We start from the raw sequence: 19,789 nt of genomic DNA on the forward strand, positions 1-19,789 counted from the left end.
CTCTCCCAGCCTAGCGAGTCGGGAGAGATCCGGACGGCATGGCCCGACACCGCGCACCGCTGACGGATCGCGCCGTGTCGCCCCTTTACCTGGCGGGTGGAGACCGGTAACGTCCTACGTGAGACGGAACCGAGTTCTGCCTCACGGAACATCACATCCGCGATAGACGAAGGTGTCCCCCGTGAACGAGAACGCAGTGGTCCTCGACGCCGACCGGCTGGCCGCTTGGGCCCGCGCGCTCCTGGAGTCGCTCGGTGCGCCGGCAGACACGGCGGACACCGTCGCGGGCTCGCTGGTCGAAGCCGACCTACGCGGTCACGATTCTCATGGAGTCCGTCGCCTCGCCCCGTACGCGCGCCTCATCCGGGAGGGCAAACTCGACCCCGCGGCCGCTCCCGTGGTGCTCGAGTCTTCGGCACCTGCCGCCGCGCGCATCGACGGGGCGAACGCGTTCGGGCAGGTGACCGCCCGCCTCGGAGCGGACGAGGCCGCCGACCGCGCTGCCCGTTACGGCATCGCGACCGCTGTGCTCAGCCGCTGCCAGCACGTGGGGCGGCTGGGGGAGTACGTCGAGCGGATGGCGGCGCGAGGTCTGGTCGGATTCGCACTCGCCAATGCAGACCCGACCGTCGCCGCGTGGGGTGGTCGCACCCGCCTGCTGGGCACCAATCCGCTCGCATGGGCCGTCCCGGGCGCGGGCGGTACCGCGCCCGTGGTCGTCGACTTCGCCACGTCGGCGACGGCCGAGGGGAAGCTCGCCGTCTCGGTGGCCAACAGTGCGCCGATCGCCGAGGGGCTCATCGTCGACTCCGAAGGCCGGAGCACCACCGACCCCCGGGATTTCTACGCGGGGGGCGCCCTCCTTCCGTTCGGCGGCCACAAGGGGTACGGACTGGGCCTCATCGCCGACATCGTCGCCGGGCTGCTGAGCGGGACGGGCAGCGGCAGTTCCGCGGGTTACGACGGAACGTTCGGCACCGTCCTGATCGCCCTGGATGTCGCGGCGTTCGTCGACGTGGACACCTTCTCCGCCGAGGTGGAACAGCTCCGCGAGCGCGTCCACGGGTCGGAACCCGCCGAAGGATCCTCCGGCATCCTGATGCCCGGCGAGCCCGAATGGAACACCCGCGGGCAGCGCCTCGCCTCCGGAATAACCATTGCCCCCGGCACGGTCGACGCGCTCGATCAACTCGCCGGCGAGCAGAACGTCTCCCCCCTGTCCACCCTCAACGAGGAGAACCGAGCATGAGCTCTTCACCCAGCGGCAATGCTGCCGCGACCGCGCCACGGACCACACCGACCAGCCCACGCGACCTGCGCCGTGTGGTCTTCGGATCCGTGGTCGGAACCGCACTGGAGTGGTACGACTTCTTCATCTACGGCACCGCGTCCGCGCTGGTGTTCGCGCCGCTGTTCTTCCCCGACAGCGACCCTGCGATCGGGGCGATCCTCGCTTTCGCCACCTTCGGCGTCGGGTTCGTCTTCCGCCCTCTCGGCGGCATCCTCTTCGGGCACATCGGCGACCGGATCGGGCGCCGCGCCACCCTGGTCATCACCACCCTCGTGATGGGGGTGTCCACCGGCGTCATCGGATTGCTTCCCACCTACGAGTCGGTCGGCCTGCTGGCCCCGCTCTTCCTCGTGATCCTCCGGGTCGCTCAGGGTCTGGGTGCCGGCGCGGAGTTCGGCGGAGCATCCACTCTGCTCGCCGAACACGCGCCGCACGCGAGGCGCGGGTTCTTCACGTCGTTCGCGCAGACCGGCGTGCAGATCGGGCTCCTGCTCGGCACCGTCGTCTTCTTGATCGTCGGCACGATGCCCGACGACGTGCTGCTGTCGTGGGGGTGGCGCATCCCGTTCCTGTTCAGCTTCGCGCTCATCGGCGTCGCCCTGTACGTGCGCCTGCGGGTGGAGGAGTCGCCGATCTTCCTCGAGATGCGCAAGACGCAGAAGATGGTCAAGCTGCCCGTCCTGGATGCGGTGCGCCAGTACCCGAAGAACATGCTCATCGGCATCGGCGCACACATCGCCGACACCGCCCTGGTCTACCTCTGCGCGACCTTCGTCGTGAGCTACGTCACCGGCACCCTGGGGCTCCCGCGGTCGACGGCCCTGACGGGCGTGATCATCTTCTCGGTGGTCGTGATCGCGTTGCAGCCGGTCTACGGCGCGCTCTCCGACCGCATCGGCCGAAAGCCCCTGAACCTCTTCAGCGTCATCTTCACGGCGGCTTTCGCCTTCCCGTTCTGGCTTCTCATCGAGACCGGCGAGCCCATCCTGATCTGGCTCGCGCTTCTGCTGGCCACGTCTCTCGGGCTTGCACCGATGATCGCGGTGCAGCCGGCGTTCTACGCCGAGCTGTTCGGCGCTCGGGTGCGTTACTCCGGGTTCGCGACGTCGCGGGAGATCGGTGCCGCCCTCGCCGGGTTCACGCCGCTTGTGGCCGCCGGGCTCCAGGCGCAACTCGGAGGGGAGCCGTGGCTGATCGCGGGGCTGTTCGTCTTCCTCTCCCTGGTCTCGCTCGTGGCGTTCGCCGCTGCGAAAGAGGGCAAGGACGTCGACATCGAGGACCTCGGACCGGGCGACCCCCAGCCGCGATGACGCCGTCACGGACGCAGGTGCACCTGGGGGCGGGTGCGTTCGCCCGCGCCCACACCTGGGTGGGCACCGCGCGTGCCGGGCAGGCGGGCGACCCCGACAGCTGGGGGGTGGTGGCCGTCGCGCAGCGATCCGAGGAAGTGATCGGATCGCTGCGCGACAACCACTGGGCGTACACGGTGGTGGAGGCCGATGCCGAGGGCGCCAGGGCGGAGCGGGTGGAGGTCGTGACCGGCGGCATCGTCGCCCGGCGTGAGCCGGAGGCGCTTCTCGCCGCCCTCGCCGACCGCCGCACGGAGGTCGTCACGATCACCGCCACCGAAGCGGGGTACCCGCGGACGCCCGACGGGGCACTCGACCGGAACGTCATCGCCGACGACCTGGACGATGGGGGCACGCGAAGCCTTATCGGGCAGGTCGTGGCCACCGCGCGCGAACGCGAGCGCACGGGAGCCGGAGCCGTCAGCTTCGTCGTGTGCGACAACATCCTCAACGGCGGCGAGGTGCTCCGCTCCCTCGCCGTGGAGTTCGCCGAGGCGCGCGGCGAGGCGCGCGCGGCCCAGTGGCTCGCGGAGAGCGCGGCGTTCCCCAACGCCGTCGTCGACCGGATCGTCCCCGCACCGACGGACGAGATCGTGCGCGAGGCGCAGCGCGCCACCGGTGCGGACGACGGGGCGCTGGTGGCCACGGAGCCCTTCTTCCGCTGGATCCTGCAGGACGACTTCGCCGCAGGCCGCCCGCGGTGGGAGCGCGCGGGCGCGCTGTTCGTGGACGACATCGCGCCGTGGCAGGCGGTCAAGCTGAACCTGGTGAATGCGCCGCACTCTCTCCTGGCCTACCTCGGCCTCCTCGTCGGCCACACCACCACGCACGCCGCCGTCGAGGATTCGGTGCTCCGCCGAGGGCTGGAGTCCGCTTTCGCGGACGACCTCATTCCCGCCATCCCCGAGAGTCCCGGCATCTCGCCCGCCGCCGAATCGGAATCATCCGTACGGCGCTTCGCCAACCCGCGCATCGACCACCGTCTCGACCAGATCGCCGCCGGGGGTGCCCATAAGCTCGCCCAACGTCTGGCCGCTCCGCTGGAATACGCCTCCGAGCGCGGGCGCGGCGGCCAGTGGCTCGCCCTTTGCCTCGCCGCTTGGGCGGAGTGCGCCACGCGCGGACTCGTGCGGGAGCCCGGCCTGCTCAGGCCCGGTACTCCGTTGGACCAGGCGCGGACGATCGTGGAAGCAGCGGGTCTGGACAACGCCGCCCCGGCCGCATTCATCGCCGCGGTGGCGGACAGACGGGACACACTTACGCGGTGGGGGGCGCATGCCGCCGTGACCGAACTGCTCGACCAAGGAGAATCATGACCGAGAACTCCGACCGCGTCGCGGTCATCACCGGCGGCGGGACGGGCATCGGCGCAGCGATCGCCGAGGGTCTTCACGCGGCGGGCTTCACGCGGCTCGTCATCACCTACAACGGCTCCGCCGACGCTGCTCAGCAGACGGTGAGCCGGCTCCAGGAGGCGGGGGCGCAGATCATCGCGGTACGCACCGATGTGCGTGACGACGCGCAGGTGCGGGAGTTGGCGAAGCGCTGCGAGGAGGAGTTCGGCCGCTGCGACGTGCTCGTCAACAACGCCGGCACGACGCGGTGGATCCCGATGGATGACCTCGACGCGCTGGACGAGGACACCTGGAGCGAACTGCTCAGCGTCAATGTCATCGCCGCCTTCCGCACCGCCCGTGCGTTCGCCGGTCTGCTGAGGGCCAGTGACGGCGTCATCATCAACATCGCCTCGATCTCCGCCTATCGCGGCATCGGGTCATCCATCCCCTACGGGGTCAGCAAGGCGGCGCTCCTCCAGCTGACGCGCACCCTGGCCGCCACCCTCGGTCCGGAGATCCGCGTGAATTCGGTATCGCCCGGCACCGTGTCGACGCGGTGGCAGCTCGATCACCATGGCGACGCCTTCGCCGAAATAGCCGCGCGCGAGCGCGCCGTCGCGCCGCTCGCGCGGACGCTCGGCCCGGAGGACGTGGCCGAGGCGGTCGTGGGTCTCGTCGGCGCACGAGGGGTGACCGGGGTCGATGTCATCGTCGACGGGGGCAAGCACGTAACGTACTGACACCGTTCTAGAGTGTCGGGGGAGGCAGTAGTGGACGATGGGCAGCGCGGCAACGCGACCTCCAAGGTGCTCGCCGTCCTCGAAGCCCTAGGCGATCACCGCCGATTCGCGGACCTGGTGAACGCCACCGGGTTGCCGAAATCGAGCGTGCACCGCATCCTGCAGGATCTGGTGCGATCGGGATTCTGCACCATCGACGACGCCGGCGGCTACCTGCCCGGCCCGAAACTGATGGGTCTGGCTGGGCGGGTGTTCGGTCGCCTGGACACCTTCTCCAGCGCCGATCCGGCTCTGGAGCGCCTGCGGGCTCGAACCGGGGCCACCGTCCATCTCGCGGTGCTCGCCGGCGACGAGGCTATTTACGTGCGCAAGCTCGAAGCCAGCAAGCCCTATCGGATGGCGTCGCGTATCGGAATGTCGATTCCGCTCCACTGCACCGCCATCGGCAAAGCGCTCCTGGCCGGTCTCCCGCGTCCGGACGTGCGAGAGATCGTGACCCGTACCGGGCAGGCCAAGCGCACCCCGAACACGCGCACCACGCTGGACGCGCTCGCCACGGATCTCGATGTCTCCGCGGGTCGCGGGTGGGCCCTCGACGACGAGGAGAACGAGATGGGGGTGGTGTGCGTCGGTGCTGCCGTGCGAGACGCGACGGGCCGCGTCGTCGCCGCCGTGAGCGTTTCCCAGCTGGTCAGCGACCTCGAGGAGATGCCGCCCGAGCTGGCCGGCCCGCTGGTCGCCCAAACGGCGCGGGAAGTATCCGAGAGCATCGGCTGGTCCTGAGCCCCGCGCTCACGACGCCGAGCGTGCCGCGGTCGCCGCGTGCTCCTGCGTCTCGGCCAGGGTCGGCAGGTGCCCGGTTCCGCCCTGCCCGCGCAGTGAGAGCGCCGCAGCGGCGCCCGCGAGCGTGATGACGTCCTCGTCGAGGGGGCCGCGTGACAGGCACGCCGCGAGCGTCCCGGCGAAGACGTCCCCGGCGCCTGTCGCGTCGACGATGACCGGAGCGGCCGAGGGCGGGACCCGGCGCACGCGCGTTCCATCGTGATAGAGCACGCCCGCCGCCCCCTGGGTGACGCAGACGTTGGCTGCTCCCAGTTCGAGGGCTCGCTCGGCGGCGGTGAGGGGATCATCGGTGTCCAGGAGGGCGCCGCTGTCGGTGGGGCACGACGGGAGGACGAGATGACAGTGGGGTGCGATCGCCCGGAACGCCTCGCGTGCGGCGTCGACGCTCGTCAGGCGACGGCGGAAGTTGGGGTCGTAGATGACCCGGCCCCCGGCCTCCGAGACCTCCCGCACGGCGCGGAGAACCGTCGCCGCTGCCGACTCGGAGATCGCCATCGTGATGCCGCTGACCAGGAGCACCTTCACCTCGGACAGCACCAGCCGATCCAGGTCGCCCGGCGACAGCCGGGATGCCGCGGACCCGGCCCGCAGGTAGACGAAGTCGCGAGTGCCCTGCGGGTCTGCTCCGACGAGATAGGCCCCGGTGTGCTCCGAGGCCGCCATGACATGCCGGGTGTCGATGCCGAGGGCGCCCATGTACCGCCGGAGGCGACCGCTCACCTCGTCCTCGCCGAGGCGCGTGAGGACGGCGGTGTGCGCACCCGCGGCAGCCGCGGCGGCGGCAGAGTTGAGGGCATCACCCGAGAACGACAGCGAGAAGGTGTCTGCGGTGTCCAGTGGCGAGGCTGCGGACAGCTCCACCAGCGGCTCTCCGATGACGAGCACCTCGATGGCTCCGCTCATCGGTTCACGAGCCCCGATACCGCGTTCGGGTCGTCGGTGAGACGGCGGATGAGAGCGGACCCCACCCCGACGGCCACGGCCCCTGCCGCGAGCCACTCGTCCACCTCGTCCATCTCGATGCCGCCGGTCGGAACGATTCGCGACCCGGGGACCACGGCGAGCACGCTGCGCAGGTACTCCGGTCCGCCCACGTGTGCGGGGAAGAGCTTGGCGATCCCGCCCTCCAGCGCCGTGGCCAGTTCGGTCGGGGTGAATCCGCCCTCGATGAACGGGATGCCCCGCCCGGCCGCGATGGCGCGGACGTCGGGGGCCAGACGGGGTGAGACGAGGAAATCCGCCCCGGAGTCGAGCGCGGCCTCAGCGGTCTCCGCATCCACGACCGTGCCCAGGCCCAGCAGGATGTCCAGCGAGCGGAGTTCCTCCAGGGCGCTTCGCCACTCCGGGGTGGTGGCGGTGAGCTCGATGGTTCGAAGTCCGGCATCGGCCAGCAGTCGCGCATGGGCGACCGCTTGGGCGGCGTCTGCGGTCCTGAGCACGGGGAGCAACGGCGTCGTCGCCCACGCGGCCTCCAGCGCTCCGAACACGTTGGTTCCGTCAGGCGGGATGTCGTATCGTTCCACGAAACCAGCCTAGGACGCTTCGCGCGGCATGTCGACGGGGTGCCCATAGACTCGAAGGGCGGGCCTTTAGCTCAGCTGGTAGAGCGCCACGTTTACACCGTGGATGTCGTCGGTTCGATCCCGGCAGGGCCCACACCGCGATTTCCCGTCTTCTTCAGAGACCCTGACCGAGCGACCACAGCCGATCGGTCCGGCCCGAGATCGCCTCCGAGAACGCCGTCGCCTGAGCATCGGTCAACGATGCGACGTAGTCGAGGATCCCTCGCGCCTGCGACAGACGGTGCACCTCGTCGCCGGGCAGGCGCGTGTCCTCGTCGCTCTGTGCGCGTTCATACCCGTGGCGGGCGAGCTCGATGAGTTCGCGCAGACGCCGAGGCGCCCGGTCGCGATCGCGCTCGTCCTCCAGCCACTCGACGAGTGCATGGACCGAACGGGTGAGCACGCGGCCGAGCCCCCGCTGGTAGATCGTCAGGTCGGGTCTGCTCAGGACGAAGTGCTTGTGCACGAACTTCAAGACCTCCACGTGGTGCCAGGCCGTCGGCGACAACCGCACGGGGCCCGACCGCGCGTCCTCGGCCGTGGTCGCTACCACCGAGACTTCGAGGGCTCGGATCCAGCGGTCGGTGAATGTCGCAAGCTGGCGTTCGGCCGTCAGCGAGCCGTCGAACGGGCGCGCGAGGAGCTCTTCGACGAGCTCCCTGTGGACCGTCGCGACCGCGTCGTGGAAGGCATCGTCCTCCGCGATCCACGCGTCGTCGCGTCGCATCTTGCGTCGGACGCGCTCCAGGGCCGCCCCGTGGGCGGTGTCGCCACGGAGGTCTGCGGCATCCGCCCGTCGCCACTGGTCGGGCGCGGCCAACCAGCCGTCGAACTCCGCCGCGATCGGTGCATGGTTCAGGATGCCCGCGCGATAGAAGTCGTCGACGTCGTGCACGGAGTAGGCGATGTCATCGGCGATATCCATAACCGCGCCTTCGACGGACTGGCGGAGCGGTGGGATCGCGAGGTGGGAGCGGGCCTGCTCGAGGTCGGCCCCGTCGATGTCGTACGCCGAGTACTTGAAGATGCTCACGCCTCCGTCGGAGCGAGCTCTCATCCCGCGGGGGAGGCCGTGCTCTGCCCCTTGAGCGAGACGGACGGAGGGCGTCCAGGGATACTTCGCGGTGGCGGCCCGCACCGCCGCCGTGAGGTTGAGGCCCTGCGGAACGTGTTCGGTGACGTCGAGAGCCGTCAGGATGCGGTAGGTCTGGGCGTTGCCTTCGAAGCCGTCGCGAAGCCCGAGGTCCTCCCGGGCAACACGGTTGAGCACCGACTCGCCCAGATGACCGAACGGCGGATGTCCGAGATCGTGCGCGTGGGCAGCGCACTCCACGACGGTGACGTCGCAGATATCGTTCCCGCCCGTTCGGCGGGAACGGTCGTTGAGTTGCAACGCCACGGCACGGGCGATCGCACTCACCTTCAAGGTGTGCGTCAGGCGGTTGTGGACCGGTGCACCGGAGATCGACGGAGACACCACCTGCGTGACCGCGGACAGCCGGGAGAAATAGGGGGAGAACTGGATGCGCTGAAGATCCAGCGCGAACGGATCGCCGAGATTCCGGTCCTGCTCGGGGTGCACACGCCCCGTGGTGTTGTCGTCGGCGGTCATGGCCGGAAGTGTAGCCAGTCGCCTTGTGAAGGGAGGGGCGAGGCCGCGGCTCTCGGCGTGTCACGGGGCGGAGGTAGGTTGGTCGAGTGAACGCCGACCCTGCCGACCAGCGCCGATTGCTCGATCTCGCCGACCTCGATGTGCGCATCCGCCGCGCCGATGCGGCCCGGACCAATCCGCCGCAGGCCGCGCGCGTGCAGGAGCTGCTGGCCCAGCGCATGACGCACACGCAGGAGCTGAGCCGCCTCGCCGGCACCCGCGACGATCTCCGCGCCGAGCTGGCTCGGATCGAAGCGGATGTCGCCGTCGTGGATGCGCGGGCCGAACGCGACGCACAACGGCTGGCAACGAGCGCCAACGCCAAGGAGGCGCAGGGCCTGGAGAACGAGCTCGCCTCGCTCGCTCGCCGGAAGAGCGACCTCGAGGACGCGGAACTGTCGGTGATGGAACGCCTCGAAGCGGCGGACAGCGCCGTCGCTGCGGCGGAGAAGCTGATCACCGAGGTCAACGACGAGGGCGGCCGGCTGAGCGCCGAAGCGAAAGCCGCCGTCGCCGAGGCGACGCGCGACTTCGACACCGCTCAGCGCGACCGGGCCGCCATCGCCGGCGCTGTCCCGGCCGACCTGCTCGCGCTGTACGACCGCATCGCGACCCGGGGAACCGCCGCGGCGCTCCTTCTCCGCGGCACCTGCGAGTCGTGCCGGATGGTGCTCTCGGGCACCGATCTCAGCGCGGTGCGCCAGGCCGCGGCCACTGCTGTGGTGACCTGCCCTGAGTGCGGGGCGATCCTCGTGCGCACGGAGGAATCGGGTCTGTGACGACCCTCGTGGTCGAAGCCGACGGCGGCTCGCGCGGCAATCCGGGAGTGGCCGCAGGCGGTGCGGTCGTGATCGATGCCGAGGGCCGTGTCGTCTCCGAGCTCGGCGTCTACGTCGGCATCGCCAGCAACAACGTCGCCGAGTACAACGGGCTGCTCGCCGGCCTTGCTGCCGCCTATGACCGCGACCCGGACGCCACCGTGCACGTGCGGATGGATTCCAAGCTCGTCGTGGAGCAGATGACGGGGCGCTGGAAGGTGAAGCATCCCGCCATGCAGCAGCTGGTGCAGAAGGCGCACGCGATCGTGGCCGGCCGCCCCGTGACCTACGAATGGGTTCCGCGGCTCTCCAACGCCCGCGCCGACAAGGCGGCCAACGAGGCCATGGACCGCCGGGAGAGCTTCCGCCGCGACGTCGAGCCCGGTGGACAGGCCTGAGCCCGCCTGGGTCGTCCTCGCTCGCGCGGGCGACCGCATCGTCGCTGTCGAGCTGGCCGACAGTGGCGCGGAACAGCGGCGCAGCGAGGTCGACCAGGCCGGGCTGAGCAGCTGGGTGGCGGCGCGGGAGCGAGCGGACGCACCGCGATGGGTGTGGCACGACACCCCGGCGTGGTACGAGTCCCTCCTGGCCGCCGGGGTGCGGGTGGCCCGCGCACACGACCTGCGACTGACACACGCGATCCTGCGTGACGCCGCGGCGGTCACCGACGACGCCGACCTGCGCGCGGCGCGGGCATGGGATGCGCCGGTGGCCGAGCACCGCTCGGATGACGCCGCCCTCTTCGACATCGGTGAGCGCGCGGACGGTGTGCCCGGCGACCTCACCTCGGTGCTGGCGGAGTTCGCTCGCCAGCAGCACGCTCTGGCGCGTGCTCACACCCCCGGGCCTCTCCGCCTGCTGATCGCGGCGGAGTCCGCCGGCGCGCTGCTGGCGTGCGAGCTGCGCGCGGCCGGTCTTCCGTGGGACCCGGCGGAGCACGACGCGATTCTGCGGCGGATGCTGGGGGAGCGGACGGGCGGAGGGCTTCCCGAGCAGCTGCAGCGGCACGCGGACGATGTTCGGGCCGCGCTCGGAGACAGGGCGACGAGCCTCGACTCCCAGCCCAAGCTCCTGCGGGCTCTTCACCGTGCCGGCATCCTGGTGGAATCCACCAGCCGGTGGGAACTCCAGCGGCACGAGCATCCCGCCATCGCACCGCTGATCGAGTACAAGAAGCTGATGCGGTTGTACACCGCGAACGGATGGGCGTGGCTGGCGGAGTGGGTGCACGACGGGCGCTTCCGACCGGTCTACGTGCCGGCAGGAGTGGTGACCGGCCGGTGGGCGTCGTCCGGCGGGGGCGCCCTGCAGATCCCGCGCCAGCTGCGCGCGGCCGTCCGCGCCGATCCGGGGTGGTGCCTGGTCATCGCCGACGTCGCGCAGCTGGAGCCGCGGATTCTCGCTGCGATGGCCCGTGACACCGCTCTGGCGGAGGCGGCGCGCGGCCGGGATCTCTATGAGGGGATCGTGGCTCGTGGTGCGCTCGCCTCGCGTGCGGAGGCGAAGGTCGCGCTGCTCGGTGCCATGTACGGCGCCACCAGCGGCGACAGCGGACGCCTCGTGCCGCGCCTGCGCACAGCATTCCCGCGTGCCATGCGGTTGGTGGATGACGCCGCCCGCATCGGTGAGGACGGCGGGTCGGTCTCCACCTGGCTCGGCCGCACGTCGCCGTCGCCGTCGGGGGGATGGGCGCAGGCGCAGTCGCGGGCGACCGGTGCCGAGGCGAGCGAGGCCGACCAGGCGCAGGCCCGGCGGTCGGCGCGCGACCGAGGGAGGTTCACGCGCAACTTCGTCGTGCAGGGCACGGCCGCCGAGTGGGCCCTCGCGTGGCTCGCCGACCTGCGCGGCAGACTGGCGGCGCTTCCCGAGGTGGCCGAGGAGGACGGGGCGCCTCGATCTGGTCCGGGATTCGCCCGTCGCCCGCATCTGGCCTTCTACCTGCACGACGAGATCATCGTGCACACCCCCCTCGGATACGCCGATGAGGTCGCCACGTGCGTGACCGAGGCCGCCGCATCCGCGGGCCGTCTGCTGTTCGGTGACTTTCCGGTGGACTTCCCGTTGGACCTGCGCATCGCCGACAGCGCCGCGAAGGACTGAGCCTCGCACAGCGCACCCGGCTATAGTCGGCGGTGCGAATGGGTCGGCTGGACGGTCGCGTAGCGGGGTTTCCCGCGCCGAGGAACGTCCGGGCTCCACAGGGCAGGGCGGTGGGTAACACCCACCCGGAGCAATCCGCGAGACAGTGCCACAGAAAACAGACCGCCGCACCGGTCCCTCAGTTCATCGAAGGGTCGGCCGCGGTAAGGGTGAAACGGTGGTGTAAGAGACCACCGGGGCCGTGGTGACACGGCTCGCAAGGTAAACCTCGCCCGGAGCAAGGTCAGACAGAGGATGTTGACGCGGCTCGCCGAGTCCTCGGGTAGACCGCTGGAGCGGCACGGCAACGTGTCGCCGAGAGAGATGACCGTCCACGGAGCTTCGGCTCCCGGACAGAACCCGGCGTACAGGCCGGCCCATTCGCTTAGTTCGGTGAGGTCCGCACCTCGCCCCGGTCCGCCCCAACCGAGCCGGCGGGCACATGATCGGCTCTGGCTTCGGAGTACCTGGGCCCAGTACCGTCGTCCACATGCACGCCGCCGCCAAGGTCGCCGCCGGAGTCACGGTGCTCGTCGTCGGCGGCCTCGTCGCCCTCGCTGCGCCGACCGTATCGGCCGTCTACGCCGAGGCGTCGTCCTGGGCGATCTTCCAGCCGACGGAGGAGCCGAGCGAGGAACTGGCGACCGCGGGGGAGGACCTGCCCGGCAAGAGCATGACCGATGAGCTGGGCGACGGCTATGTGTACGTCGGGAACGGCACCGCGATCCCGAAGGGCAGTCCTGCCGGGTGCGAGGACCCGGAATGGCTCCACGTCGGCGGGATGAGCGCGAGCCTGAGCGGGGACCTGGTGGACCGAGGAGCACGCGACCTCGCCGCGGGCACCGCGGGCCTGGACGACGGCGGCCGGATCGTGACCTACACCGTCGCGCCCGGCGACGCGCTGTACGCCATCGGTGACCGGTTCTGCATCGCGAACGCGCTGGCCATCGCGATGCTCAACCACACTCGAATGATCCAGCCGGGTGAGGTGCTGCTGCTTCACCCGGACAGCTCGATCCCGTGGGTGCCATACTTCAGCCCGGACAACGCGCCCGCCGGATACCAGCAGATTCCCTACCAGCTCGCCGTCGAGGCGATGAGCGCTGCAGCCGCTGCAGGTGACATCGACACCATGCGCACGATCTTCGCCGACGGTCTGTCGGGCCTGTTCCCGAACCCGGCCCACGCCGACGTGATCGCGCAGGCGCTCGACGCGGGAGACCTGAACGTGCTGCGCCAGATGTTCGCGTAGCTCTCCAGAGACCACCGAAGCTCGCGGGCCTGCCGAACTCGGAAGACGGCCCTCGCCGAGGCCGGCGCTAGTTCGTCATCCCGGACCGGATCCAGTTCTGCATGCACCAGATGACGTTGTACAGGTTCAGGGGTGCACGGTCATAGGTGTCCCACCGCTGGCCCACCCGAGCCGTCCAGGCCGGGATGCGTCCGCAGCAGACGCGGTGCCCAAACAGGCGGAACAAAAGGTCGCAGAGCATGCCACGCACAGGGGTGTCCCCTTCGTCGTCGCCGCCCCCGGATGGGGCTAGCGTTGCCTGCTCATACCTCGATCGTAGAGCGGCCAACGCCGTGTGCGCCTCCTCGCCGTGAGGATCGCCTCCGCTACGCGCCGACCGCCGGCAGCGCCTCGGGCACCGCCAGTCCGAGCGCTGCGGCCCCGATGATGCCGGCGTTGTTGCGATGCACCGCCGGGATGATGGGGGCCTTCACCTTCAGCAGGTGCAAGAAGTCGTCCGCGTTCTTGGAGACCCCGCCGCCGACGATGATCAGATCGGGGCTGAAGAGGAACTCGACGTAGTCGTAGTACCACTGCAGGCGAGCGGCCCATTTCTCCCACGACAGGCCCTCGCGCTCCATCGCGGAGTAGGCGGCATACCCCTCGGCGTCGCGCTTGTGGTTCGCGCGCTGGAGGTGTCCGAGTTCGCTGTTCGGGATGAGCACGCCGTCGTAGATCATCGCGGAGCCGATCCCCGTGCCCAGCGTCGTGAGGATCACCAGGCCGTCGACATCCTTCGCCGCACCGAAGCGGACTTCCGCGATGCCGGCGACGTCGGCGTCGTTGGCGAAGTGGATGTCGCGGCCGAGCCCGTCCTCGAAGAACTTCTCGGCCTCGAAGCCGATCCACTTCTCCGACACGTTCGCCGCCGACAGGGTCCGCCCGTTCTTCACGATCGCCGGGAATGCGACCCCGAGCGCGAGCGAATCGTCGTCGGCGACCCCCAGCCGGTCGAGCACCTCGGTGACGGCGGCCAGGACGTCTGTCGGCTCGGCACCGGCGGGCGTCGGCACCTTTATGCGGTCGCTGACCAGCTCACCGGCCTCGAGGTCCACCACCCCCGCCTTGATGCCGGTTCCGCCGATGTCCACTCCGACCGCGCGCGACGCCTTGGATGCCATGCGTCCAGCCTATCCAGCGTCGCGGCGCGCATCAGTAGGATCGAATGTGGCACCGGCCGATCCGGGGCGCACGCGAACGCAGGGAGTCACGGTGAGCGGCGACAGCGAAAAGTACTGGTACAACCTCACGACCGGTTCGGTCGAGCGCGGGTTCGCGTCTCCGGCGGTTGACCGTGCGGGCCCGTTCGACACGGCCGAGGAGGCCGCGCGAGCGCCCGAGCTGTTCAAGGAACGGGCGCGCGCGTGGAGCGAGGACGAGGCGCGAGACGACACTTGGGGCGCCGAAGGCTCCCGGAACTAGTCCGGGAACGAAGGGGAGACATGGACAAGCAGCGGGACTTCGTACTGCGCACGATCGAGGAGCGCGGCGTGAAGTTCGTGCGCCTGTGGTTCACAGACGTCATCGGCACACTCAAATCCGTCGCCATCGCGCCGGCCGAGGTGGAGGGCGCCTTCGCCGAGGGGCTCGGATTCGACGGATCGGCGATCGAGGGGCTGACCCGGTCGTACGAGTCGGACCTGCTCGCCCACCCCGACCCCACGACCTTCCAGATCCTGCCGTGGCGGGGAGAGATCGACCCCACCGCGCGCATGTTCTGCGACATCACCACGCCCGACGGCGCACCGGCAGTCGCCGACCCGCGGCATGTGCTGAAGCGGACGCTGGCCAAAGCGGCCGACGCCGGGTTCACGTTCTACACCCACCCCGAGATCGAGTTCTACCTGCTGAAGTCCTCCACCGTCGGACCCGACGGCCGGCCCGAGCCGGTGGACTCCGCCGGCTACTTCGACAACGTCCCCGGCGGTACCGCGCACGACTTCCGTCGGCGTTCGGTGCGGATGCTGGAGGACCTCGGCATCTCCGTGGAGTACAGCCACCACGAGGGCGGTCCGGGACAGAACGAGATCGACCTGCGGTACGCCGACGCGCTGACCACCGCCGACAACATCATGACCTTCCGCACGGTGATCAAAGAGGTCGCCATCGAGCAGGGCGTGTACGCGACGTTCATGCCGAAGCCCCTCAGCGGTCAGCCCGGCAGCGGCATGCACACGCATATGTCGCTGTTCGAGGGCGACCTGAACGCCTTCTATCAGGAGGGTGCGCAGTACCAGCTGTCCAAGGTCGGCCGTCACTTCATCGCCGGTCTGCTGCGTCACGCCAACGAGATCTCGGCGGTGACGAATCAATTCGTCAACTCCTACAAGCGGCTGTGGGGCGGCGACGAGGCACCGAGCTTCATCTGCTGGGGCCACAACAACCGCTCGGCCCTCGTGCGCGTTCCGCTGTACAAGCCGAACAAGGGCCAGTCCTCACGCGTGGAGTACAGGGCGCTGGACTCGGCGGCCAATCCCTACCTCGCCTACGCGCTCATGCTCTCGGCCGGGCTCAAGGGCATCGAAGAGGAGTACGAACTCCCCGCCGAGGCCGAAGACAACGTCTGGTCGCTCTCCGACGCCGAACGCCGTGCTCTGGGGTACGCGCCGCTTCCGCAGAGCCTGGATGACGCGCTGGGGTACATGGAGGAGTCCGAGCTGGTCGCCGAGACGCTCGGCGAGCAGGTCTTCAACTACGTGCTGCTCAACAAGCGCCGCGAATGGCAGGAGTACCGCTCGCAGGTGACGCCGTTCGAGCTTCGCAGCAACCTCGAGATGCTCTGACGCAGGCCGGCGATGACGTCGGGGGAACGCACCGGTGCGCTCACAGCGCTCGCCCGCCGCGGATTCACCCGGCTGGGTGAGGCCGACGAGTTCCTCGCGGAACTCTCGGACGAGGTCGGTCGGAGCCGCGACGAGCTCGCCGACATGGCGTCGCTGGGGGCCGACCCCGACGGTGCACTGAGTGCCGTCGTGCGCATCGCCCGGCGCGACGCGGATGCCGTGCGCGCGCTCGCGGCGGACGCACAAGGGTGGCCGGCGCTCTGGCGACTGGTGGGCGCATCCACGGGTTTCGCGAACTTCTACCAGCGGCATCCCGACGAGCTCGCGCATCTGCGGGGGGCAGGCGACCACCTGCCGGATGAGGGCGAGCTTCGCGACGGGATGCTGGCGGCCGTCGGCGCCGCGGAGGGTTTCGCCGCATCGGGAGCCGACGAGTCGTGGGTGGCGCTTCGGGTGGCGTACCGCCGCGCGCTGGCGCGGATCGCGGCGTTCGACCTCTCGCAGCCCGATCCCGCCGACGTCGTCGACGAGGTGGCCGCGCGACTGGCCGATGCCGCCGGCGCCGCCCTGGAAGCCTCGCTCGCCGTCGCCCGGGCCCGCGTGGCGGGGGCCGGCGGCTCCCCGGCGCTTTTCCCCCGCGCGCAGGTGGCGGCCTCGCGGCTGGCGATCGTGGCAATGGGGAAGGCCGGAGCACGGGAGCTGAACTACGTCAGCGACGTGGACGTGATCTTCGTCGGGGGAACCTCGGATGAGGCGACCGTTGCCGAATCGCGGGCGATCGACATCGCCACCCGCCTCGCGGTGCAGACGATGCGCGGCATCTCCGGTCCGGAGATCGAACCCCCGCTGTGGGAGGTCGACCCGAACCTCCGGCCCGAGGGGAAGCAGGGTGCGCTCGTCCGATCCCTCGCCTCGCACCTGACCTACTACGACCGGTGGGCGAAGAGTTGGGAGTTCCAGGCCCTCCTGAAGGCGCGCCCCATCGCCGGTGACACCGCCCTCGGCGACGAATACGTCGGGGCCGTGCAACCCAAGGTCTGGACCAGTGCCGCCCGCGAGAACTTCGTCGACAGCGTGCAGCGGATGCGCGAACGCGTCACCGACAACATCCCCGCCGACGAGGTCGCCCGTCAGGTGAAGCTCGGTCCGGGCGGAATCCGTGACGTCGAATTCACCGTGCAGCTCCTGCAGCTGGTGCACGGGCTCACCGACGACCGCATCCGGCAGCGCGGCACGCTCCAGGCCCTCGATGCGCTGGTCGCCGAGGGCTACATCGGACGCGCGGAGGCGGGGGCGTTCGCGACGGATTACCGGCTGCTCCGGGTGATCGAGCACCGTCTTCAGCTGCGCGGCCTGCGCCGGACCCACCTCATGCCGTCGCGCCCGGACGAGCTGCGGGTGCTCGCGCGGGCCACGCGCATCGCCGATAGCGGCGAGGGCGTGCAGGAGCGCTGGGAGGCGATCAAGCGCGAGGTCCGCGACATCCACGTGCGGCTCTTCTACCGGCCGCTGTTGAGTGCGGTCGCGGGACTGGGCGAGGAGGAACGCACGCTCTCGCCGGAGCAGGCGCACGACCGCCTGGCGGCCATCGGGTTCCGCGATCCGGCCGGGGCGCTGCGTCACATCGCCGCCCTCACGACCGGGCTGAGCAGGAAGGCGACGATCCAGCGCCACCTCATGCCGATCATGATCCGGTGGTTCGCCGAGGGCGTCGATCCCGACTACGGGCTCCTCGCCTTCCGGCGCATCAGTGAGCGCCTGGGCGACACGCCCTGGTTCCTGCGGATGCTGCGGGATTCCGCGGGTGCGGCGGAACGGCTCACCCGCCTCCTTTCGGGGTCGCGGTACGTCGGCGAGCTCATGGAGTGGATCCCCGAGTCGGCCGCGTGGCTCGACGACGACGCGCTCCTCCGCCCGCGTAGCGGTATCGCCCTCCAGGAGGAGGCCCGGGCCATCCAGACCCGGCACACCTCGATCGAGGACGCGATGCGCTCGGTGCGCACCCTGCGCCGGCGGGAGATGCTCCGAACGGCCATGGCGGCCGTGCTCGGCGTGCTGACCATCGACGAGTTGGCCGGTGCCCTCACCACGATCACGGAGGCGACCATCCAGGCGACCCTCCGTGCCGTGTGGCGCGAGGTCGTGCCGCCCGAGGACGAGACACTGGATTTCGCGGTGATCGGCATGGGCCGCTTCGGCGGCCGCGAGCTCGGGTTCGGCTCCGACGCCGACGTGATGTACGTGTACCGGGCCAACGGCGTCGACCCGCAGCGCGCCCACGAGTTGTCGCTCCAGCTGGTGGCGGGGCTGCGCAGATACTCCGAGGATCATCGCCTGCCGCTGGATCTGGATGCGGGTCTGCGCCCGGAAGGACGCAACGGTCCGATGGCGCGCTCGCTGGAGGCCTACGCCGAGTACTACCGGCGCTGGTCCCTCTCGTGGGAGGCGCAGGCGCTCCTGCGCGCCCGGGGTGTGGCCGGGAGCGTCACGCTGATCGCGGAGTTCACCGCCCTCGCCGATGAGGTGCGCTACCCCGCGCAGGTCGACCCCCATGGCCTCCGTGAGATCAAGCGCATCAAAGCGCGCGTGGAGAACGAGCGCCTCCCGCAGGGCGCCGACCCGGCGCGGCACTTGAAGCTCGGCCCTGGGTCGCTCAGCGACGTCGAGTGGCTGGTGCAGATCCTGCAGCTGCAGCACGCCCACGCGGTGCCGGCCATGCGCACCACGTCCACGCTCGATGCGCTGGAGGCGGCCCGCCAGGCCGGGCTGGTGGGCGACCCCGAGGCGGCGCGGCTGGTGGCCGCGTGGCGCCTGGCGAGCCGCCTGCGCTCTGCCGCGACACTGCTGTCGTGGCAGACGAGCGACGTGCTCCCCGTCGATCGCGCCAAGCTCGACGGCATCGGGCGGATCCTGGAGTATCCGCCCCGCTCGGCGACGCAGATCGAGGAGGACTACCTCGCCACCACGCGCCGCGCGCGACGGGTCTTCGAGAAGCTGTTCTATGGCTGACGCGCACGAACGCCGAGCGGTCATCGCCGGCGCCAGCGGTTTCGTGGGTCAGGCGCTCAGCCGGTCGCTCACCGCCCGCGGCTACCGGGTCCAGACGATCGGTCGCCGCGGCGACGCCGTGTGGGGGGAGCAGGAGCGACTGGCCGCGCTGGTCGACGGTGCGGACATCCTCATCAACCTCGCCGGCAGATCGGTGAATTGCCGCTATACCGACGCGAACCGCTACGAGATCCTCCGGTCGCGGGTGCAGACGACCCGCGACCTCCGTGAAGCGGTGGGCGCTGCCACCCGACCGCCGCGGGTATGGCTGAACGCGTCCACCGCGACGATCTACCGGCACGCTCTCGACCGGCCGAACACCGAGCGCGGGGGAGAGGTGGGCACCGGATTCTCCGTGGATGTCGCCACCGCGTGGGAGCGGGAGTTCTTCGCGGGACTGCTGCCGGAGACCCGGCGCGTCGCGCTGCGGATGGCGATCGTGCTCGGCAATGGGCCGGCCACGCGGACGCTGCTACGGCTCGCCCGCACCGGACTGGGCGGCCCGCAACGGGACGGATGGTGGTTCCCGCACAGGCGATATCGCGGCATCGGCCTCTCCCGCAGCGGTGACGGGCAGCCACCGAACCGCCGCACCCGCGGCCGCCAGATGTTCAGCTGGATCCACCTCGACGACGTGCTCGCCGCCGTGCATTTCCTGGTGCAGCACGACGAGATCTCCGGGCCGGTGAACCTCGCAAGTCCGCATCCGGTCGACAACCGTGCGCTGATGCGGACGCTCCGTCGTGCCGTGGGAATGCCCGTCGGTCTTCCCGCCTACCGGTGGATGCTGGAGCCGGCGATGTGGGCGCTGCGGACCGAGCCCGAACTGGTGCTCAAGAGCCGCTGGGTGCTGCCCCAGAGGCTCACGGACGCCGGTTTCACCTTCCAGCATCCGTTCCTCGACGACGCGGTCGCGGATCTGGTGAGGCGCTGAGCC

At 70.4% G+C, this 19,789-nt stretch carries 17 protein-coding genes, 1 tRNA gene and 1 other RNA gene; 15 read left to right on the plus strand and 4 right to left on the minus strand.

Annotated features, from left to right (window positions below; genetic code table 11):
* Positions 1 to 181: 181 nt before the first annotated feature.
* Genes AC2DGY_RS08215 through AC2DGY_RS08235 form a run of 5 tightly spaced genes read left to right on the plus strand, consistent with a single transcriptional unit; the run spans position 182 to position 5,500 of the window.
* Positions 182 to 1,249, plus strand: a complete 1,068-nt coding sequence (locus AC2DGY_RS08215) for an Ldh family oxidoreductase (RefSeq protein ID WP_484509198.1) — start codon at positions 182 to 184, stop codon at positions 1,247 to 1,249.
* Entirely contained in the window at positions 1,246 to 2,601 is a 1,356-nt protein-coding gene (locus tag AC2DGY_RS08220; protein WP_484509199.1) for an MFS transporter, read from the plus strand. The genes AC2DGY_RS08215 and AC2DGY_RS08220 overlap by 4 nt, the downstream gene beginning before the upstream one ends.
* Positions 2,598 to 3,956, plus strand: a complete 1,359-nt coding sequence (locus tag AC2DGY_RS08225; protein ID WP_484509200.1) for a mannitol dehydrogenase family protein — start codon at positions 2,598 to 2,600, stop codon at positions 3,954 to 3,956. Before AC2DGY_RS08220 ends, AC2DGY_RS08225 begins: the two co-directional genes overlap by 4 nt.
* Positions 3,953 to 4,717: an SDR family NAD(P)-dependent oxidoreductase gene (locus AC2DGY_RS08230; RefSeq protein ID WP_484509201.1), complete on the plus strand. Its 765-nt coding sequence runs from the start codon at positions 3,953 to 3,955 to the stop codon at positions 4,715 to 4,717. The genes AC2DGY_RS08225 and AC2DGY_RS08230 overlap by 4 nt, the downstream gene beginning before the upstream one ends.
* A gap of 30 nt (positions 4,718 to 4,747) precedes the next feature.
* Entirely contained in the window at positions 4,748 to 5,500 is a 753-nt protein-coding gene (locus AC2DGY_RS08235) for an IclR family transcriptional regulator (RefSeq protein ID WP_484509202.1), read from the plus strand.
* 9 nt (positions 5,501 to 5,509) lie between these two features.
* Here the strand turns inward: AC2DGY_RS08235 and AC2DGY_RS08240 are convergent, their stop codons facing one another.
* Together AC2DGY_RS08240 and AC2DGY_RS08245 are read right to left on the minus strand one after the other, a co-directional pair.
* Positions 5,510 to 6,463 (minus strand): sugar kinase, encoded by a 954-nt coding sequence (locus tag AC2DGY_RS08240; protein WP_484509203.1) that lies wholly within the window; start codon positions 6,461 to 6,463, stop codon positions 5,510 to 5,512.
* Positions 6,460 to 7,083: a bifunctional 4-hydroxy-2-oxoglutarate aldolase/2-dehydro-3-deoxy-phosphogluconate aldolase gene (locus tag AC2DGY_RS08245; protein ID WP_484509204.1), complete on the minus strand. Its 624-nt coding sequence runs from the start codon at positions 7,081 to 7,083 to the stop codon at positions 6,460 to 6,462. Before AC2DGY_RS08245 ends, AC2DGY_RS08240 begins: the two co-directional genes overlap by 4 nt.
* Before the next feature lie 60 nt (positions 7,084 to 7,143).
* On the opposite strand from AC2DGY_RS08245, the gene AC2DGY_RS08250 reads away from it, so the two are divergent.
* Positions 7,144 to 7,216, plus strand: a tRNA-Val gene (locus AC2DGY_RS08250).
* Between the two features lie 21 nt (positions 7,217 to 7,237).
* On the opposite strand, the gene AC2DGY_RS08255 is transcribed toward AC2DGY_RS08250, so the two are convergent.
* The gene (locus AC2DGY_RS08255; protein WP_484509205.1) at positions 7,238 to 8,734 is read right to left on the minus strand and encodes a deoxyguanosinetriphosphate triphosphohydrolase family protein; all 1,497 of its coding nucleotides are present in this window, start codon (positions 8,732 to 8,734) and stop codon (positions 7,238 to 7,240) included.
* 86 nt (positions 8,735 to 8,820) lie between these two features.
* Between AC2DGY_RS08255 and AC2DGY_RS08260 the strand changes: the two genes are divergently transcribed.
* The 5 genes from AC2DGY_RS08260 (at position 8,821) to AC2DGY_RS08280 (ending at position 12,982) form a co-directional block, all read left to right on the plus strand.
* The gene (locus tag AC2DGY_RS08260; protein WP_484509206.1) at positions 8,821 to 9,552 is read left to right on the plus strand and encodes a zinc ribbon domain-containing protein; all 732 of its coding nucleotides are present in this window, start codon (positions 8,821 to 8,823) and stop codon (positions 9,550 to 9,552) included.
* Complete coding sequence (locus AC2DGY_RS08265; RefSeq protein ID WP_484509207.1) at positions 9,549 to 9,989, plus strand: reverse transcriptase-like protein; 441 nt, start codon at positions 9,549 to 9,551, stop codon at positions 9,987 to 9,989. The genes AC2DGY_RS08260 and AC2DGY_RS08265 overlap by 4 nt, the downstream gene beginning before the upstream one ends.
* Positions 9,976 to 11,691, plus strand: coding sequence for a bifunctional 3'-5' exonuclease/DNA polymerase (locus tag AC2DGY_RS08270; RefSeq protein ID WP_484509208.1), 1,716 nt, complete (start codon positions 9,976 to 9,978; stop codon positions 11,689 to 11,691). The genes AC2DGY_RS08265 and AC2DGY_RS08270 overlap by 14 nt, the downstream gene beginning before the upstream one ends.
* 39 nt (positions 11,692 to 11,730) lie before the next feature.
* An RNA gene (gene rnpB / locus AC2DGY_RS08275) (RNase P RNA component class A) lies at positions 11,731 to 12,114 on the plus strand.
* A gap of 106 nt (positions 12,115 to 12,220) precedes the next feature.
* Complete coding sequence (locus AC2DGY_RS08280; protein ID WP_484509209.1) at positions 12,221 to 12,982, plus strand: hypothetical protein; 762 nt, start codon at positions 12,221 to 12,223, stop codon at positions 12,980 to 12,982.
* A gap of 365 nt (positions 12,983 to 13,347) precedes the next feature.
* Here AC2DGY_RS08280 and ppgK read toward each other — a convergent pair whose 3' ends face one another.
* Positions 13,348 to 14,142, minus strand: a complete 795-nt coding sequence (gene ppgK / locus AC2DGY_RS08285; RefSeq protein WP_484509210.1) for a polyphosphate--glucose phosphotransferase — start codon at positions 14,140 to 14,142, stop codon at positions 13,348 to 13,350.
* Between the two features lie 46 nt (positions 14,143 to 14,188).
* Between ppgK and AC2DGY_RS08290 the strand changes: the two genes are divergently transcribed.
* The 4 genes from AC2DGY_RS08290 to AC2DGY_RS08305 are packed head-to-tail and all read left to right on the plus strand — an operon-like array spanning position 14,189 to position 19,786.
* Positions 14,189 to 14,443, plus strand: coding sequence for an SPOR domain-containing protein (locus AC2DGY_RS08290; protein WP_484509211.1), 255 nt, complete (start codon positions 14,189 to 14,191; stop codon positions 14,441 to 14,443).
* Between the two features lie 20 nt (positions 14,444 to 14,463).
* Positions 14,464 to 15,804, plus strand: coding sequence for a type I glutamate--ammonia ligase (gene glnA, locus AC2DGY_RS08295; protein ID WP_484509212.1), 1,341 nt, complete (start codon positions 14,464 to 14,466; stop codon positions 15,802 to 15,804).
* A gap of 12 nt (positions 15,805 to 15,816) precedes the next feature.
* Positions 15,817 to 18,813: a bifunctional [glutamine synthetase] adenylyltransferase/[glutamine synthetase]-adenylyl-L-tyrosine phosphorylase gene (locus AC2DGY_RS08300; protein ID WP_484509213.1), complete on the plus strand. Its 2,997-nt coding sequence runs from the start codon at positions 15,817 to 15,819 to the stop codon at positions 18,811 to 18,813.
* The gene (locus AC2DGY_RS08305) at positions 18,806 to 19,786 is read left to right on the plus strand and encodes an epimerase (RefSeq protein WP_484509215.1); all 981 of its coding nucleotides are present in this window, start codon (positions 18,806 to 18,808) and stop codon (positions 19,784 to 19,786) included. Before AC2DGY_RS08300 ends, AC2DGY_RS08305 begins: the two co-directional genes overlap by 8 nt.
* Positions 19,787 to 19,789: the final 3 nt, after the last annotated feature.

The sequence above is a fragment of the Microbacterium sp. Z6_144 genome (assembly GCF_057197625.1).